We start from the raw sequence: 17536 nt of genomic DNA, 5'->3' as shown, positions 1-17536 counted from the left end.
ATAGTAGGTGGCTTACGCTCGAACGCCGTCGCGGGATCTTCATCGGGAACATGGCTTTCCCACGACACAATCTTTTCACACGGCCGATCTCGCCGAGCGCGTGCCGGGTGGTCGATTTCGGGTGTCTGCCGGGCTTGCTCCCCCTCGGCAGCTGAGTTACGCTACTACTACACTATATCAGGGAATTCTGATGCGCGCTTCTTCTCTTGTCGGTTTCACGGCTCTGTTGCTCTCGACGGCGGCCCAGGCGGGCGTCGCACCTGCAGCAGAGGCGCCCACCAAGGCGGCGGTAATTGCAGATGCCAACGCGCCCAAAGGCAGGCTGACGGATGCCGCTATACCGAAGGCGTATCGCCTCGATTTCACGATCCTGTCGGAGAAGGACAGTTTTTCGGGGCATAACGAGATCGACGTTACGTTGAAAGCGCCGACCAAATCGCTCTACATGCACGGTCGCGATCTCAAGATCGCCAAGGCGATCGCGATGGTCGGCGGCAAGGCGACGCCGGCGGTTTTCACGCAGGTCGACCAGACCGGTACCGCACGACTGGACTTCGCGCAGACGCTGCCCGCTGGCGTGGCTACGCTGGTGTTCGACTACACCGGCAACCTTGGCGACAGCGCGTCGGGGCTGTTCCACGTCAAGGTTGGCGACGCCTGGTATAGCTGGACCCAGTTCGAGAGCATCGACGCGCGTGCTGCTTTCCCAAGCTTCGACGAGCCCGGGTTCAAAACACCGTTCACCGTGTCCGTCACCACGCATCCGGGCCTGGTCGCGGTGAGCAACGCGCCGCAGGTCTCCGTCAGCAAGGTCGCAGGTGGGATGGAGAAGCACCAGTTCGCACCGACCAAGCCGCTCCCGACCTACCTCGTCGCGTTCGACACCGGGCCGTTCGTTCACCAGACCGGCATGATCCCGCCGACGCCCGAACGCCTCGCGCCGATGCCCTATGGCGCGGTGGCGACCACGGCGCAGAAGGACAAGATGAACTATGTGATGGCGGAGACGCCACGCATCGTCTCGTTGCTCGAAAACTATTTCGGTGAGCCGTTCCCGTTTCCCAAGCTCGACCAGATCGGCACGCCGATCATGGCCGGCGCGATGGAGAATGCAGGCGCCGACACGTACGGCGACGGCATCATTTTCCTGGCACCTGGGGCGACGACCCGCGACAAGCAGACGTTCGGCATGGTCGTCGCGCATGAACTGTCGCATCAGTGGTTCGGCGATCTCGTCACGCCGGCGTGGTGGGACGACATCTGGCTCAACGAGAGCTTCGCCAACTGGATGGGCTACCGGATCGGCAACGAATGGCGGCCCGAACTGAACATCGGCGTTGGCGCGCTTGCCGAGGGCTTCGGCACGATGAACACCGACGCGCTTGAGGTCGGCCGCCCGATCCACCAGCCGATCACGGAGAATGGCCAGATCGACTCGGCGTTCGACAACATCACCTACGGCAAGGGCGGGCAGGTCGTGGCGATGATCGCCGCGTATCTCGGCGACGAGAAGTTCAAGGCGGGCGTACGCCTACACCTGAAGCGCCACGCTTACGGCAACGCGACGTCCGAGCAGTTCTTCGAATCGATCTCCGATGCAGCGAAGGACCCGCGCGTACTCGCCGCGCTGAAGTCGTTCGTCGACCAGCAGGGCGTTCCGGTCGTCGATGTTCGCCGGCAGGGCGGCGGAATCGTTGCGACCCAGTCACGCTATGCCTTTCTGGGCTCGACGCCGCCACCGCTCAGCTGGACCATCCCGTTCTGCGTGCGTGTCGGTGCGGCAAAGCAGTGCACCCTGCTCGACAAGCCGGCGACCTCTCTGGCCGCGCCTGCTGCGGGCGTGATCATGCCCAATGTCGGTGGCGCGGGCTATTATCGCTTCAATCTCGCGCCCGCCGACTGGCAGTCACTGATCGCAGCCTCGGGGACATTGTCGCCGGGTGAAGCGCTCGCCACCACCGACAGCCTTTGGGCGGCGTTCCGCGCCGGCAAGGCTCCCGCGGCCTGGCTGTTCGCGGAGGCCCGTGCGGTCGCAGCGAATCCCGACGCGACCGCCAGCATTGACGGCGGTCAACGGATCACGGGATTGCGCGCGCGTGGTCTGATCGCACCGGCCTCGCTGCCCGGTTACCGTGCATTGCTGGCGTCGATCTACACGCCGCGCCTTGCCGCGCTCGGCTTCGATCCCGCTGCCGGTGCGTATGCAAAGGACGACCCCGACCGACAGAGCCTGCGCCATGAACTCGTCGAACTGGTCTCGGACGAGGCCGGCGATGTCGCGGTCCGCGCCAAGCTGAAAACTGCTGGCGAGAAGTACCTCGCCGGCGATACGCGCGCACTCGACTCCGGTTTCCTCGGCAGCGCGCTGACCGTCGTCGCGCAGGAGGGTGGCCTGCCCGTCGTCAAGTCGCTGGTCGACAAGGCCCTCGCCAGCGAGGATCCGACTTTCCGCCAGACAGCGATCGGCGCGGCAGCTTCCAGCGGGCACGCTGATGCCGCCGCCTACCTCCTCGGACTGGAGGACAAAAGGATGCGAAGCTACGACCGGATCGGCGTGATCTTCGGCATCGTCGGCAATGCGGATACGCGTAATCTCGGTACCGACTGGATCCTGGCCAATTACGAGAAGCTTCTCGCTGACGGCAACGGCATCTTCCTGACCAGCCGCCTCCCTCAGGCCCTCGGGACGCAGTGCGGGGCCGACCGTGCCGACTTGATCGACGCGAAAGTCGGCGCGCTGATCCGCAAGGCCGATGCCGGGGTTCTCGGATATGAGCGCACGCTGGAGAACATCCGCCATTGCGGCGTCTTGCGCGAGGCAAAGTCCGCGGAAATCGCGGCAGCGCTCGCGGTCAGGTAACCACACGCTCCGCGGCGTTTTGTTTGGACGCCGCGGAGTGCGCTTCGGCTATAGTATAAAGTCGCGTCTACCGCTGTTTCTTCGTGACGCTGGCGGTGAAGTCGGGATCCTTGTTCGCTACCCAGTCGACGAATTTCCGCACGGCTGGGTTGGCCAGAAGGCCCTCTACATCCAGCCCGTGACGCTGGAGTTCGGAATTGGTGAAGTTCGCGGTCAAATTCTGCTGGCAGATCGGGTGCATGGGGACGACGTCTCGCCCGTCGCGGCTTTTCGGCACGGGATGATGCCAGACGACGATCTTGCCGGTGGGCCGACCGCAGAGCCAGCACGCTGGAGCCTCCACCGGAGCCTCGTCTTCCGTGTGTACGTCGTCGCTGAAACCGTGTTTCGAATGCTTGCGAGCCATATGGCTATCGGACCCCTGATATGCCGCCTAGCGCGGTATTGTTGATCGCTCCCCTTTGCCGAAATCGGCGACCTAAGCGACTGGGCAATTCGCGACGTCGAAACGCCGTCTACCGGTGTGTCATCGCAAACGTCCGTCACGACATCGTTCGCGCGGCTGTGCGTGCCAACCGTGCGATGACGCGAGGTTCCGATCGGCCGGTGCATGTGGCACATCCTGGGCATGGGTGGGGTATCACGAGCAGCAGTTTGGCTGCGCAACGGCGTATTCGGCACGATCGCCATGCTGTGCGGTAGCACACCGGTGACGGCGCAGGACGACGCAGGGTTTCAATCGTACATGAGCGTACTGCGTCAGCAGGCGCTCGCGGAAGGCGTCAGTGCACGCACCGCGAACGCGGTCTTCCCGACGCTGACGCTCAACACGCGGGTGATCGAACTCGACCGCGCCCAACCGGGGTCGACCAACCCGAACGCGATACCCGCGTTCGCGCCCTACAAGGCGCAGCATGTCGATACGGCGCGGATCGCACGCGGTCGGCAAACCTATCTGGCGCAGCGGTCTAGGCTGCAACGGATCGAACAGCAGACCGGCGTTCCCGAATCGATCATGGTCGCGATCTGGGGGCATGAAACGAATTACGGCAGCTATACCGGCGACTTCGATCTGCTCCGCTCGCTTGCCAGCCTTGCTTACGAGGGACGGCGCCGGTCGCTGTTTGCCGGCGAGTTCATCGCAGGGCTCAAGATGCTCGATCGCGGCGTCACCCGCTCGCAGTTGAAGGGCAGCTGGGCAGGGGCTACGGGCAATCCGCAGTTCCTGCCGTCGATCTACCTGCGCCTGGCGCGCGACGGCGACGGTGATGGCCGCGCGGACATCTGGAACAGCCCGGCCGACACGCTGGCCTCGATCGGCAACTACTTCACAGACGCCGGCTGGCGCGCAGGCCAGCCCTGGGGCGTCGCAGTCAACGTGCCGGCTGGCCTCGATCGGTCGCAGGTCCGCAACCGGCTGGTGTCGCCGCGCTGCCCTCGTGTGTTCGAGCGACATAGCGGCTGGCGGACGATCGCCGAGTGGCGTGCGCTTGGCGTGACGCCGCAGGGCCGAAGCTTGCCCGTCGATAGCGTGATGGCGACATTGCTCGAGCCGGACGGGCAGGGCGCTACCGCCTATCTGCTGACCAGCAACTACCGCGTGATCCTCGATTACAATTGCTCGAACTTCTACGCGCTGTCGGTTGGATTGCTGGCCGATGCGGTCGAGCGCTAGGGCCCTCTGCCTGGCGTTCGCGCTGGGGGCATGCAGCAACGCGCACGATAGCGTCGGTGCGACCTTTCCCGCAGGCGGGGGACTTTACGGCAGCTATCAGGATACCGGGCTCGCGAGTTGGTATGGCGAGGAATTGTCGGGTAACCGCACGGCATCGGGCGAGGCGTTCGATCCTGGCGCGATGACCGCAGCCCACCGCACGTTGCCGCTGGGCTCGTTCGTCGAGGTGACGTCGGTCGAGACCGGGCGCTCCGTCCTGGTGCGAATCAACGACCGTGGACCCGGCAGGAAAGACCGGATGATCGATCTATCGCGCGCCGCGGCGCATCTGCTCGGCACCGATGGGCGACAGATCGCCAGAGTACGGATCCGCGTGATCGTTCCGACCGCGCAGGATGCGTCGCTGTTGCGCGCCGGGAAAGCCGCTTCGGCGCGGATGCCGGCCTTCACCCAAGTGGCGAGTTTCGATGCATTGCCCGTCCGCAAGCCGCTCCCTGCGTTGATCGCGGGACGGCGGTACGTGTTACAGGTCGCGACCTTCTCGAACGAAGATCGTGCGACGGCGTTGGCGAAGCGCCTCGATGCCGATGTCGTCGAACGCGGTGGCCTTTACCGCGTCCGCATCGGCCCGTTCAAAGATGCCGCCAGCCTGCAACGGGCGCGTGACGCGGTCACCGAGCGCGGCTATGGCGATGCACAAGTCCTGCCTACGGATTGAGTTCCCTTTTGCTCACGGAATACCGCATGAAGAAGCTGATCGTCGCACCGCTCGTCGCCATCGCGCTGGCGCACCCGTCCATCGCCGCCGCGCCGCAGTTCCAGACCGCGGCACCGATCGCGTACATGGAGGACTTGTCGTCGGGTGCGGTACTATTCGAGCGTGACGCCAATCGCCGCATGCCGCCAGCATCGCTTGCCAAGATGATGACCGTCTATGTCGCGTTCGACATGGTCAAGAAGGGCGAGCTGAAGCTCGACCAAATGATGCCGGTGCGTCCCGAGACCTGGGCAAAATGGCATGGTCCTTCCGCGGGTTCGACGATGTTCCTGTCGTCGGGTGAGAACGTCAGCGTCGCCAATCTGCTGTACGGGATCGTCACGCTGTCGGGGAACGACGCGTGCATCGTGCTCGCCGAGGGCATCTCCGGGTCGGAGCAGGCGTTCACCGAGCGGATGAACCGCAAGGCCGCCGAACTGGGGCTCAAGGACAGCCATTTCGGCACCGCGAACGGCTGGCCCGACAACGGCGTCACCTATGTCACCGCGCATGATCTTGCGCAGCTCGCCGCGGCGACGATCACCAACTATCCCGATCTCTACAAGCAGTTCTATTCGAAGCGCGACTTTACCTGGGGCAAGACGATGGGCGGCAGCGCCATCACCCAGGCGAACCGCGATCCGATCCTCGGCCGCGTCGCTGGTGCCGATGGCCTGAAGACCGGCCACACCGAGGAAGCCGGCTATGGCTTCACCGGGTCCGCCATCCAGAACGGCCGCCGCCTCGTGATGGTCGTCGCCGGCTTGACGAGTGCGGGTCAGCGCGCAGAAGAGTCTGTCCGCTTCATGGAATGGGGCTTTCGCGCATGGCAGTCGAAGCCCATCGTCGCGAAGGGCAAGAAGATCGAGACCGCAGCCGTCCAGATGGGCGACAGCTCGTCGGTCGGCCTCGTCGCCCCCAAGGCGCTGACGGTGACGCTGCCCGCCGGCACCTCGCCGACCATGACCGCCAAAGTGGTCTATGAAGGTCCGATCAAGGCGCCGATCAAGGCCGGCCAGCATATCGCCGATCTCGTCGTCACGACGTCGGACGGTCTTCAGCAGACGATGCCGCTGGTCGCCGAGAAGGACGTCGCGGTCGCGGGCTTTTTCGGTCGCGCTTGGGCAGGGCTGACCGGCTTCTTCGGCTGATGATCCCGGCGCCGACGGCGTTGCCGGCATGACGCCGATCATCGGCAACGCCGCCGCGCAGGCTGCCTTCATAGCGGCGATGCGTGGCGGTTCGATGCATCACGCATGGCTGATCGCCGGACCGCAAGGCGTCGGCAAGGCGAGTTTCGCACGCGCCGCAGCCATGCGTATGCTGGCGGATGCGGCCGAGCCCGATGGCGGCTCGACCGATCTAGCGGTTCCCGAGGGGAACAGGACGCGGTCGCTCATGGAGGCCGGGTCGCACCCCGACTTCCGCGTGCTGGCGCGCCTGCCGAAGGATCCCGAGAAGCCCGACCAGGATCTCGCCCGCAGCATCACGATCGCCCAGGTCCGCACACTGCAACCATTGTTCGCGACCACGCCGTCGATGAGCCCCCGCCGCGTGGTCGTGATCGATGCGATCGACGATCTGGAGCGGGGCGGAGCGAATGCGCTGCTCAAGAACCTCGAGGAACCACCCGCGGGGACGATATTCTTGCTGGTAAGCCATGCGCCGGGGCGGTTGCTGCCGACGATCCGCTCGCGCTGTCGTCTGCTGCGGTTCGAGGCGCTCTCGGACGGCGAAGTCGCGACCGCGATCCGGACGTTGCAGCCCGACGCGGACGAGGGCGAGGTCGCGGCACTGGTTCGGGCCAGCGACGGCGCGCCTGGACGCGCGCTCCGCTATGCCGGGCTCGACATCGCCGCGATCGACGATGCCATCGCAGCGATCGCGCAGGACGGCGACCGCGACAATGGACGCCGGCTGAAGCTCGCCAAGGCTCTGGGGCTCAAGGCCGCGCAACCCCGCTACGAGGCGTTCCTCGATCGTGCCCCCGCGTTCATCGCCGACGCCGCCCGGACGCGGTCGGGGCCAGCGCTGCGATCCGCACTCGACGCGCACGCCGCGGCACGCGAACTGGCAGGCGCCGCGATCGGCCTGTCGCTCGATGCGCAGGCCACCGTGTTCGAGATGGCCGGTATAGTCGCGACATTGCGCCACTGATCCGCCCGCGCAGGCTTCACCTGATCAGGGCGATGCTCTAGGAGCGCGGCATGGCCGACCCTTTCTATATCACCACCGCGATCCACTATCCCAATGGCCGTCCGCATATCGGCCATGCGTACGAGATGATCGCCGCCGATGCGATCGCACGCTTCCAGCGCCAGGCGGGGCGTGACGTCCTGTTCCAGACCGGCACCGACGAGCACGGTCTGAAGATGGTCCAGGCCGCGCGTGACCGCGATATGCCGGTGCGCGAACTCGCCAATGAAATGTCGTCGTATTTCCACGAGATGGCCGACCGTCTTGGCATCTCGTATGACCGTTTCATCCGCACCGTCGACGAGGATCATTACGCCGCGAGCGCCGCGATCTGGCAGGCGATGGCGGACGCAGGCGATCTGTATCTCGACCGCTACGAAGGCTGGTATTCGGTCCGCGACGAAGCGTTCTACGACGAGTCAGAGCTGACCGGGGAGGGCGACGATCGCCGCTCGCCGCAAGGCACGCCGGTCGAATGGACCGCGGAGGAGACCTGGTTCTTCCGCCTGTCGAAATATCAGCAGCCCTTGCTCGACCTCTTCGCCGCCAACCCCGATTTCATCCGCCCCGAAAGCCGTCGCAACGAGGTGATGCGCTTCGTCGAGGGTGGCCTGAAGGATCTGTCCGTCTCGCGGACCAGCTTCGACTGGGGCGTGCCGGTGCCGGGCAGCCCCGGCCACGTCATGTACGTGTGGGTCGATGCGCTTACCAATTACCTGACCGGGATCGGCTATCCCGACATGACCGGTGACAAGGCGAAATACTGGCCCGCGGATATCCATCTGATCGGCAAGGACATCGTCCGCTTCCACGCCGTCTATTGGCCGGCGTTCCTGCTGTCGGCGGGCATCCCGCTGCCCAAGAGCGTGTTCGGCCACGGCTTCCTGCTGACCCGCGGCGAGAAGATGTCGAAGTCAATCGGCAACGTCGTCGATCCGATGGCGCTCGCGGATGCGTTCGGCGTCGATGCGCTGCGCTATTTCTTCCTTCGCGACGTGAGCTTCGGCCAGGACGGCAGCTACTCGCCCGAGGCGATCGTGACCCGCGTCAACGCCGAGCTGGCGAACAGCTTCGGCAACCTTGCGCAGCGGACATTGTCGTTCATCGCCAAGAACCTGGGCGGCGAGTTTCCCACGGCTGGTACGGTCCAGGATGCCGACGGGATACTGATCGAGGAGGTCGTCGTCGCCTGTGCCGGGTTCAAGTCCGCCTTCACCGATCTCGCGCTGTCGCAAGGCATCGAGGCGTGGATGCGCGGCGTGTTCGCGTGCAACCAGTATATCGACGCGCAGGCACCCTGGGCGCTGCGCAAGACCGATCCCGAGCGGATGAACGCGGTTCTTCGTACGCTGGTCCGCGCGATCCGCATGCTCGCGATCGCGATCCTGCCGGTGGTTCCGGATTCCGCTGGGAAGGTGCTCGAGCAGATCGGCGCGACCGAGCGCGACCATGCCGCGATAGACGACGACGGCTGGTATGATCGTGTGGCCGCTTCCGACTTCCGGATCGCACCGCCGGCGCCCGTATTCCCGCGTCTCGAACTGCCTGCGGAGGCCTGATGCTCGCCGACAGCCATTGCCACCTGAACTACAAGGGCCTCGTCGAGGACCAGCAGGCGGTGCTCGCACGGGCTAGGGCGCGCGGCGTCACGGCGATGCTCAACATCTCGACGCGCGAGAGCGAATGGGACGATATCGTCGCCACCGCCGAGCGCGAGCCTGACGTCTGGGCGACAATCGGAATCCATCCGAACGAGGCTGACGTGTATCCCGAGGTGGACGCCGCCAAGCTGATCGAGCGCGCACGGCATCCGCGCGTGGTCGGGCTCGGCGAAAGCGGCCTCGACTATTTCCGCGATACCTCGGACCGTGCCCGCCAGCAGACGAGCTTCCGCGCACACATCGCCGCGTCCCGCGAAACGGGGCTGCCCATCGTCGTTCATACGCGCGATGCCGAGGACGATACTGCGGCGATCATGGCCGAGGAGATGGGGAAGGGGGCCTATCCCGGCGTCATCCACTGCTTCACCGCGAGTGGAGCTTTCGCGGACAAGGCGCTGGATATGGGGCTTTATATCTCGATCTCGGGGATCGTGACGTTCAAGAACGCGCGGGACCTTCAGGAGACCGCCGCACGCCTGCCGATCGAACGACTACTGATCGAGACCGACGCGCCGTTCCTCGCGCCGGTGCCGCATCGGGGCAAGACCGGCGAACCTGGGTTCGTGGCCGATACCGCGGCGTTTCTCGCCAACCTTCGCGGCGAAAATGTCGAGGAACTGTCGCGCCGTACGGCCGAGAACTTCCACATGCTGTTCGGCAAGACGCGGGTGTCAGGGGCGGCGGCATGAAGATCACGATCCTCGGCTCCGGCACATCCTCCGGCGTGCCGCGGATCGGCAACGATTGGGGCGAATGCGATCCGGCCGAGCCGCGCAACCGGCGCAGCCGTGCGTCCGCGATCGTCGAGCATGACGGTACGCGGATCCTGATCGATACAAGTCCCGACATGCGCGAGCAGTTGCTGGCCGCCGATGTCGACCGGGTCGATGCGGTGATCTGGACGCACGACCATGCCGATCATTGCCACGGCATCGATGATCTCCGCCAACTTTTCCACGCAGCCGGAGAGCCCGTTCGCGGCTACGCTCGGCCGTTCACGCTCGCAGCGCTGGACGCCCGCTTTACCTATGCTTTTCACGGTCGCCCCGGCTATCCGCCGACGATCGCCGCCGAAGTCCTGCCTGATCGGTTGACGATCGGCGGGATCGATATCCGTATTACCGATCAACCGCACGGTAGTATCCACGCCGCTGGCCTTAGGTTCGAAGCGGCTGGGATGTCGATCGGATACGCGACCGATTTCAACCTGATGACCGACGACATGGCCAGCCTGTATCAGGATCTGGATATTTGGGTGGTCGACGCGCTCCGCCGGCGACCGCATCCAACGCACATGGAACTTCCCGCCGTGCTTGCTTGGGTGGAGCGCCTGACGCCGAAACGGACCGCGTTGATCCATATGGATAACACGATGGATTATGCGACGTTGCGTCATGAGCTGCCAGCCGGCGTCGAGCCTGGCTATGACGGGCTGATCCTGACCGCATGACTGACGACCGTGCAGCCCAGTTCGCGCTGTACGCAGTCATGCTGATCCTGCCGCTGTCGGCCTTGGTCGCGCGCCGATTACCGTTGAAGCCGGTGCTGAAGATGGCGCTGGCCTGGGTCGCGATCTTCGCGGTTGGCCTGCTGATCGCGAGCCAGCGGGATCGGCTTTCTGGCTTGAAGACCATGTTTGCCGATCAGCAGGTGAGCGGAACCGAAACCCGGATTCACATGGCGGAAGACGGGCATTTTTGGGCGGATGTCGATATCGACGGTGTCCGCCGCCGGATGCTGATTGATAGCGGCGCGACGACGACTGCCTTGTCGTCCGCTACGGCCAAGGCCGCCGGCCTGGATAGCGACGAAAGCCCGTTTCCAGCGATCATCGAGACCGCCAACGGTACGGTGTCGGCGCGCACCGCGACCGCCAGGAGCGTGACGATCGGCACGATCACCGCAACCAACCTCGGCATCGTCACGTCGCCGGCGTTCGGCGAGACCGACGTGATCGGCATGAACTTCCTGTCGAGGCTGGGATCGTGGCGGGTCGAGAATGCCACGCTCGTTCTTACGCCGAGCGGGCAATAGATTTTACATAATGTGTATTATCGATCTCTCATTACGCGTTAGATCGCAGGCTATCAATGGGAGTCCCTGATGATCGAACGGCTCGTTTCCATCATGGCGCGACTGCGTCATCCGGTCGAAGGTTGCGAATGGGATCGCGTTCAAACCTGGTCGACCATCGCGCCCTACACGATCGAGGAAGCCTATGAGGTCGCGGACGCGATCGCGCGCGATGACCCGGCGGACCTCAAGGACGAACTCGGCGACCTGCTGCTTCAAGTGGTGTTCCACAGCCGTATCGCCGAAGAGTCCGGCGCGTTCACCTTGGCTGATGTCGTCGCCGCAATCAGTGACAAGATGGAGCGTCGTCACCCTCACATATTCGGCGATGCAACCTCCTCGCCAGGTTGGGAAACGATCAAGGCCGCCGAGCGCGCGGAGAAGTCCGATCACAGCGTTCTCGCCGGCGTGGCGATCGGCCTGCCCGCCCTAGCTCGTGCGGAAAAACTACAGAAGCGTGCCGCCCGTGTCGGGTTCGATTGGCCGGATGCGGCTGGGCCCCTTGCCAAGGTTGTCGAGGAAATAGAAGAGGTTCGTGAGGCCGGCTCAGACACGGTAGAAGAGGAAATCGGCGATCTGCTGTTTGCCGTGACCAACTGGGCACGGCATCTCGGTGTCGATCCCGAAGCCGCGCTCAGGGCTGGCAACGCCAAGTTCGAAGCGCGTTTCCGGGCAATCGAGGTCGATGGCGGCGACGCGTTCGCCGCCATGACACTCGATCAGAAGGAAGCGCTATGGCAAGCGGTCAAGCATCGCGGCGGCTGAACCGGTCGTAGTCGGTCTCGGACAGTCGGACATCGTACGTCGTATCGAGTTCGTCGCTGACGCTGCCCAGCACTTCGCCGTGAGCATGTAGCCACGCAGCCCCCGCTCCGTCGCTAGCCTCGATCGTGATGCTGTAGCGTCGGTGAGCGCCGGTGAGCTTCGCCGCGACCTGCTCGATGAGCTGCTGGACCCCTTCCCCACTCAGCGCGGAAATAGCCACGACGTCGTCACGATGCGCTGCCTGCCCGGCGATCTCATCGTGCGTGTCGGCGTCGAGAAGATCGAGCTTGTTCCATACTTCGAAGCGTGGCGTGTTTTCATCAACGCCGATCTCCGCGAGCACGGTCTCGACGTCGGTGCGCTGCGCCTCGGTGTCCGGATGCGCAATATCGCGGATGTGCACGAGCAAATCCGCCGACACCACCTCTTCTAGCGTCGCCTTGAACGCCGCGACCAATTGGGTCGGCAGATCGGACACGAAGCCTACCGTGTCGGACAGGATTGCCTTGTCAATGCCCGGAAGCTGGATCTGCCGTAGCGTCGGGTCGAGCGTTGCGAACAACAGGTCCTCCGCCATGACATCGGCGCCGGTCAGCCGGTTGAACAGCGTCGACTTGCCCGCATTGGTATAACCGACCAGCGCGATTACCGGCCACGGCGCACGCTGGCGTCGCTCACGGTGGAGACCGCGAGTACGGCTGACCTGCTCGAGCTCTCGCTTCAATCGCGCCATCCGGTCGCGAATCAAGCGACGATCCGCCTCGATCTGGGTTTCGCCAGGGCCACCGAGGAAGCCGAAGCCACCGCGCTGGCGTTCGAGATGGGTCCAACTGCGGACCAACCGGCCCGCCTGATAATCAAGATGCGCCAACTCAACCTGCAAACGCCCCTCGGCCGTCGCTGCGCGTTCACCAAAAATCTCGAGAATGAGACCGGTACGATCGATGACCTTGATTTCGAGCGCCTTCTCCAGGTTGCGCTGCTGAATAGGGGTGAGGCTCGCGTCGAACACGACGAGCCCCGCCTCTTCCATGCGCACCTGCGTCGCAAGCAGTTCCACCTGCCCGCTCCCGATCAGCGTCGCCGGCTTGGCCTGGCGCACGCGATAGGCGATCCGTTCGACGACCTGGACACCGATCGCCGCAGCAAGACCTGCGGTCTCCTCCAGACGAGCATCGACATCGCGCGTCGCGTCGCCTTGGTCGGGCAGCACGACAATCGCGCGCGCGCCGCGCGTGAACTCGTCCCGATCGCGTTCGAACCCGCTACTCAATCGTCACCGTCCGCATCTTCGGCATCATCCGTATCAGTTGGCTCTTCGGCAAGGTTCAACGGGCGTGCCGGCTGGATCGTCGAGACAGCGTGCTTGTAGACGAGTTGTGCCATGCCTTCGCGCTGGAGCAGCATGCAAAACAGGTCGAAGCCTGCGATTTGGCCCTGCAGCATGACGCCGTTGATGAGGAACATCGTCACGCTGTCTTCGGATTTGCGCACCGCGTTGAGAAAGATATCCTGCAACAGCGGATGCTTCTTCTGGTTTTCTCCCACCGCATCGACGATCGCCGACACGTCCATGGGCCCAGCAGGCATGATCGTCGAGATCGCATGCTTGTAGATCAGTTGCGACTGGCCATCGCGGCGCAGCAGGACGGAAAAATTATCGAACCATGTGACGATGCCCTGGAGCTTGACGCCCTTGACGAGGAACATGGTGACCGGCGTCTTGGAGCGCCGGAGCGCGTTCAGGAACAAATCCTGAAGCGAGCCTGGTTTATCGGCCAATGGGATAACCCTTTGTTTTTGGCGGGACTTTGCCCGCAAGGCGCCGTTTCCCGGCGTCGGAGATGTACCCGGTTACCGGGCGCGGTACTGATCTATGATCGCCGCCCTGCTATATCCAGAGGGCGGCGAAATTACGACGTCTATTCCTCGCGGGTTTCGGTGATGCCGAGCAGCTTCAATTTTCGATGAAGCGCGGAACGCTCCATGCCGATGAAGCTCGCCGTCCGTGAGATATTTCCCGAAAAACGTCGGATCTGCACGCGAAGATATTCGCGCTCGAACGTCTCGCGCGCTTCCCGCAAAGGCGACCCCATGATCGCGGTCGATCCAGCCGATCCGATATCGCCCTGGTCGCCGAGAACTTCGGCCGGCAATAGGTCGAGGTCGATCCGGCCGATGCGGTCTCCCGGCGCCAGAATGATCGTGCGCTCGACGACGTTCCGCAACTGCCGGACATTTCCCGGCCAATCGTAGGATTGCAACGCAACCATCGCATCCGGCGCGATTTCCGGCGTCGGCACTCGGCGCTCGGACGCGTAATGCGCAATGAAATGCTGGACCAGCGCGGGGATGTCCTCGCGACGATCGGACAGCGGCGGAATCATTACCGGCACGACGTTGAGCCGGTAATACAGGTCCTCGCGGAACCGTCCTTCGGCGATTTCCAAAACGAGGTCGCGGGCGGTCGCCGAGACGACACGAACGTCGACCTTGACGACGCGCGTACCACCTACCCGCGTAAAGCTCTGGTCGGTGAGCGCGCGCAGGATGCGGGCCTGCGTCGCGATCGGCATGTCGGCGATCTCGTCGAGGAACAACGTGCCGCCATGCGCCTGTTCGAACAGACCGGGGCGGACGAGATCGCCCGCTTCCTCGACGCCGAACAGTTCCTCGTCCATGCGCTCGGGCGTCATCCGCGCGGCGCTGACGATGATGAACGGCGCGTCGGTCCTTAGGCTCCAGCCGTGCAGCAGGCGCGCGGCGACTTCCTTGCCGACCCCCGCCGCGCCCATGATGAGGACCCGGCTGCCGGTTGCCGCCACCCGCTTCAAGGTCGCGCGAACGCCGTTGATCGATCCGGAACTGCCGGTCAGGTCGGTCTCGCGCCCGACGGTTGCCCTCAGCGTCGCGACCTCGCGGCGAAGGCGTTCGGTCTCGGTCGCGCGGGCTACCATCAGTAGCAATCGTTCGGCCTCGAACGGCTTTTCGATAAAGTCGGACGCCCCGCGGCGAATTGCGGCGACGGCGGTATCCAGATTGCCGTGGCCCGAGATCACCAGCACCGGGATCGACGGATCGCGCCGCTTGATCTCGTCGAGCAGCTCCAGCCCATCGAGACGCGAGCCTTGCAGCCACACATCGAGCAGCACCAGCGACGGACGCCGCGCTGCGATCGCTTCCAAGGCGGAATCGCTGTCGCCAGCGTCGCGGGTCTCATAGCCTTCGTCCTCCAGGACGCCGGCCACGAGTTCGCGAATGTCACGTTCGTCGTCCACGACGAGAATATCGAGCGCCATTAAATCATGTCCGGTTGCGGGTCATCGTGTCGAGTCGGCCCTCCCCAGCCAACTCGGATGCGGATGCCCCTTGGTCGAGCGCGGCCAGCGCCTTGGCGTCGAAGGTCATGGTGACGAGTGTACCGCCCCCCGGCCGATCGGAAAAGCCGATCGTGCCGCAATGCTCCTCAATGATCTTCTTGACGATGGCAAGGCCGAGGCCTGTGCCGCGGGCACGGGTCGTTACATAAGGTTCGACGATCCGGTCCCGCTCCGCCGGTAGCCCGATGCCGGTGTCTGCCACTGCGATACCGACCGTGTTGGCATCGCTCGTCAATGTCATCGTCACCGATCCGCCAGGTTCACCGCGCGTCTCAATGGCTTCCACCGCGTTCTTGACGATGTTCGTGAGCGCCTGACCGATCTGGCGGCGGTCGCAAACCAGCGTGAGACCCGGATCGTCCTGCACCAGCTGGAAGCTGATCGCGGGATGCGCGACCTCGTGCAGGAACAGCGCCTGGCGCGCGGCATCGACCAGCGATTCCTCGCGGAAAACCGGCTTCGGCATTCGCGCGAACGAGGAGAATTCATCGACCATGCGACGAAGATCGCCAACCTGGCGAATGATCGTGTCGGTCAATCGCGAGAACGTGCCGTCCTGGGCCTCGATCTTGCCACCATACCGGCGTTGAAGCCGCTCGGCCGCAAGCTGGATCGGTGTCAGCGGGTTCTTGATTTCATGCGCGATCCGGCGAGCGACGTCGGACCATGCCGCGCGGCGTTGATCGAGCAGCTGCTGCGTGATGTCGTCGAACGTCAGGATCGGGCCAGTGGCCGGCCGGGCAATCCGCACGGCAAGCGTACGAACCTCGCTCCCCTGCCCGACTTCGACGATCGCCTCTCGGTCGCCGCCATCGAGCATCGCGTCGAGCTCGGGCGCGACATCGACCAGGCGCCGTCCGACCAGCCCGCCAGTATCGGTGCCTAGCAACGTCGTGGCCGAATCGTTCGCAATCGTGATCGTCCGCTCGCGTCCAGTTGCGACGACGCCTGCGGAAACCCCCGCCATCACCGCCTCGATCAGTGCGCGACGGCTTTCGAGCTGGCCGTTGGCGGTGACGAGCTCGGTGTTCTGCGCTTCCAGCTGCCCGGTCATCTGGTTGAACGCGTTGGCGAGTGTGCCGACCTCATCGCGGCTGCGCGGATCGGGGACACGCGCGGTCAGGTCGCCAGCTGCCACCCGACGTGCGGCGTCGACGAGCTCGCCAACCGGCCGGACGAGACGATCCGCAACCGCCAGCGCGATCCACACCGCAATCCCCACGATCAGCAACGAGATCAACAACAGTGCTGCATTGAACTGCAATTGGAGACTGCGCGCCCTGGCCAGGAGCGATCGATAACTCTTCAGCACGTCGTTCGCACGCGTGGTCTGTTCGGAGAGCGATTTCGTATCCTCGACGCGGCCCGCATAGAGGAACAGTTCGTCAGATCCCGGCAGCATCGTGATCGTCTGGATACGATCGCCCGTCACCGCCACGACCGCGCTTTTGCCCGACCGCAACTCGGCGATCGCCGAGGGTGTGACACGACGCGTAAAGTCAATTTCGTACGGGTTGACGATCGCCAGCGTCTGGATCCCCTGCTGAGGGGACAGCTTGAACAACGCAGCTTCCGAGAGGCTGCGGAAATACACCTGTTGGAGGAACCAGCCGGAAAAATCCGGGCTCTGCAACGAGCGCTCCCGTAGGTAGGCAGACATGTCGCTTGCCATCGTCACGGTGGCTTCCTGCCATCGGTTGAGCTGGCGTGCGTAGGACGATTGGGCAAGCCCGGTCGCATTCTCGAGCATCCCGCGCGCCTGATCGGAATACCAGAACTGGACGCCATACTGGAACAGCAGCGATGCAAAAATCGTCACCAGCAACATCGGCACGGCGGCGACGATCGAGAACAAAGCGACGAGGCGAACGTGGAGGCGACCGCCACCGCCGACCGGCGAACGCGCTGCACGGCGCATGGCCACACGTCGCCCTAGCAACATGAGGAGAGCTATGCCGGGCACGAGGTTCGCGACCAGCAGCAGCGCTACCAGGGGTGGCGGGATCAGGCGCTGCGGTGCGTCGCTGCCGGTAATGATAAAGTAGCTCGTGACGGCGATCGCGATCGCCACGCCGAGCACGACCGCCTCTACGGCAGGCGTCACGGCAAACCGGTGTGCAGGCCCGTCATCGTCCATCGGTAGCGTCGCGGAAGCGATCATCGTTGCCC

General features: G+C 64.4%; 15 protein-coding genes. 10 read left to right on the top strand and 5 right to left on the bottom strand.

Translation table 11 applies throughout. The annotated features are described in order from the left end of the window. The first annotated feature begins 190 nt into the window (after positions 1-190). Positions 191-2860 (top strand): M1 family metallopeptidase, encoded by a 2670-nt coding sequence (locus tag AC1ME3_RS14840; protein WP_480953757.1) that lies wholly within the window; start codon positions 191-193, stop codon positions 2858-2860. Between the two features lie 67 nt (positions 2861-2927). Here the strand turns inward: AC1ME3_RS14840 and AC1ME3_RS14835 are convergent, their stop codons facing one another. Next, positions 2928-3266, bottom strand: coding sequence for a hypothetical protein (locus tag AC1ME3_RS14835; RefSeq protein ID WP_480953756.1), 339 nt, complete (start codon positions 3264-3266; stop codon positions 2928-2930). 282 nt (positions 3267-3548) lie between these two features. On the opposite strand from AC1ME3_RS14835, the gene AC1ME3_RS14830 reads away from it, so the two are divergent. From AC1ME3_RS14830 to mazG, 9 genes are all read left to right on the top strand, one after another. Further along, a complete protein-coding gene (locus tag AC1ME3_RS14830; protein ID WP_480955844.1) occupies positions 3549-4535 on the top strand; it encodes a lytic murein transglycosylase in 987 nt (328 codons plus the stop codon). Next, entirely contained in the window at positions 4519-5253 is a 735-nt protein-coding gene (locus AC1ME3_RS14825) for a septal ring lytic transglycosylase RlpA family protein (protein ID WP_480953755.1), read from the top strand. The genes AC1ME3_RS14830 and AC1ME3_RS14825 overlap by 17 nt, the downstream gene beginning before the upstream one ends. 26 nt (positions 5254-5279) lie before the next feature. Next, positions 5280-6443 carry a D-alanyl-D-alanine carboxypeptidase family protein gene (locus AC1ME3_RS14820; RefSeq protein WP_480953754.1) on the top strand — a complete coding sequence of 388 codons (1164 nt, stop codon included), beginning with the start codon at positions 5280-5282 and terminating at the stop codon, positions 6441-6443. Between the two features lie 28 nt (positions 6444-6471). Further along, complete coding sequence (locus AC1ME3_RS14815) at positions 6472-7449, top strand: AAA family ATPase (RefSeq protein WP_480953753.1); 978 nt, start codon at positions 6472-6474, stop codon at positions 7447-7449. 50 nt (positions 7450-7499) lie between these two features. Further along, positions 7500-9047, top strand: a complete 1548-nt coding sequence (metG, locus tag AC1ME3_RS14810; RefSeq protein WP_480953752.1) for a methionine--tRNA ligase — start codon at positions 7500-7502, stop codon at positions 9045-9047. Further along, entirely contained in the window at positions 9047-9838 is a 792-nt protein-coding gene (locus AC1ME3_RS14805; RefSeq protein WP_480953751.1) for a TatD family hydrolase, read from the top strand. Before metG ends, AC1ME3_RS14805 begins: the two co-directional genes overlap by 1 nt. Further along, positions 9835-10599, top strand: a complete 765-nt coding sequence (locus AC1ME3_RS14800; protein WP_480953750.1) for an MBL fold metallo-hydrolase — start codon at positions 9835-9837, stop codon at positions 10597-10599. The genes AC1ME3_RS14805 and AC1ME3_RS14800 overlap by 4 nt, the downstream gene beginning before the upstream one ends. Then, the gene (locus tag AC1ME3_RS14795) at positions 10596-11183 is read left to right on the top strand and encodes a retropepsin-like aspartic protease family protein (RefSeq protein WP_480953749.1); all 588 of its coding nucleotides are present in this window, start codon (positions 10596-10598) and stop codon (positions 11181-11183) included. Before AC1ME3_RS14800 ends, AC1ME3_RS14795 begins: the two co-directional genes overlap by 4 nt. A gap of 69 nt (positions 11184-11252) precedes the next feature. Beyond that, positions 11253-11987, top strand: a complete 735-nt coding sequence (mazG, locus tag AC1ME3_RS14790) for a nucleoside triphosphate pyrophosphohydrolase (RefSeq protein ID WP_480953748.1) — start codon at positions 11253-11255, stop codon at positions 11985-11987. Here the strand turns inward: mazG and hflX are convergent. The 4 genes from hflX to AC1ME3_RS14770 form a co-directional block, all read right to left on the bottom strand. After that, positions 11968-13260 carry a GTPase HflX gene (hflX, locus tag AC1ME3_RS14785; protein ID WP_480953747.1) on the bottom strand — a complete coding sequence of 431 codons (1293 nt, stop codon included), beginning with the start codon at positions 13258-13260 and terminating at the stop codon, positions 11968-11970. The two genes, mazG and hflX, sit on opposite strands and share 20 nt — an antisense overlap. Next, complete coding sequence (gene hfq, locus AC1ME3_RS14780; RefSeq protein ID WP_480953746.1) at positions 13257-13808, bottom strand: RNA chaperone Hfq; 552 nt, start codon at positions 13806-13808, stop codon at positions 13257-13259. The genes hflX and hfq overlap by 4 nt, the downstream gene beginning before the upstream one ends. A 101-nt stretch (positions 13809-13909) precedes the next feature. Then, positions 13910-15286 carry a nitrogen assimilation response regulator NtrX gene (ntrX, locus tag AC1ME3_RS14775; protein WP_480953745.1) on the bottom strand — a complete coding sequence of 459 codons (1377 nt, stop codon included), beginning with the start codon at positions 15284-15286 and terminating at the stop codon, positions 13910-13912. A 4-nt stretch (positions 15287-15290) separates the two neighbouring features. Beyond that, positions 15291-17528 carry a sensor histidine kinase gene (locus AC1ME3_RS14770; RefSeq protein ID WP_156348732.1) on the bottom strand — a complete coding sequence of 746 codons (2238 nt, stop codon included), beginning with the start codon at positions 17526-17528 and terminating at the stop codon, positions 15291-15293. Positions 17529-17536 lie beyond the last annotated feature (8 nt).

The organism is Sphingomonas sp. BL2, from assembly GCF_056680015.1.
Note: the sequence above shows the minus strand (reverse complement) of the source record. Positions and strands in the feature narration are given on the sequence as shown.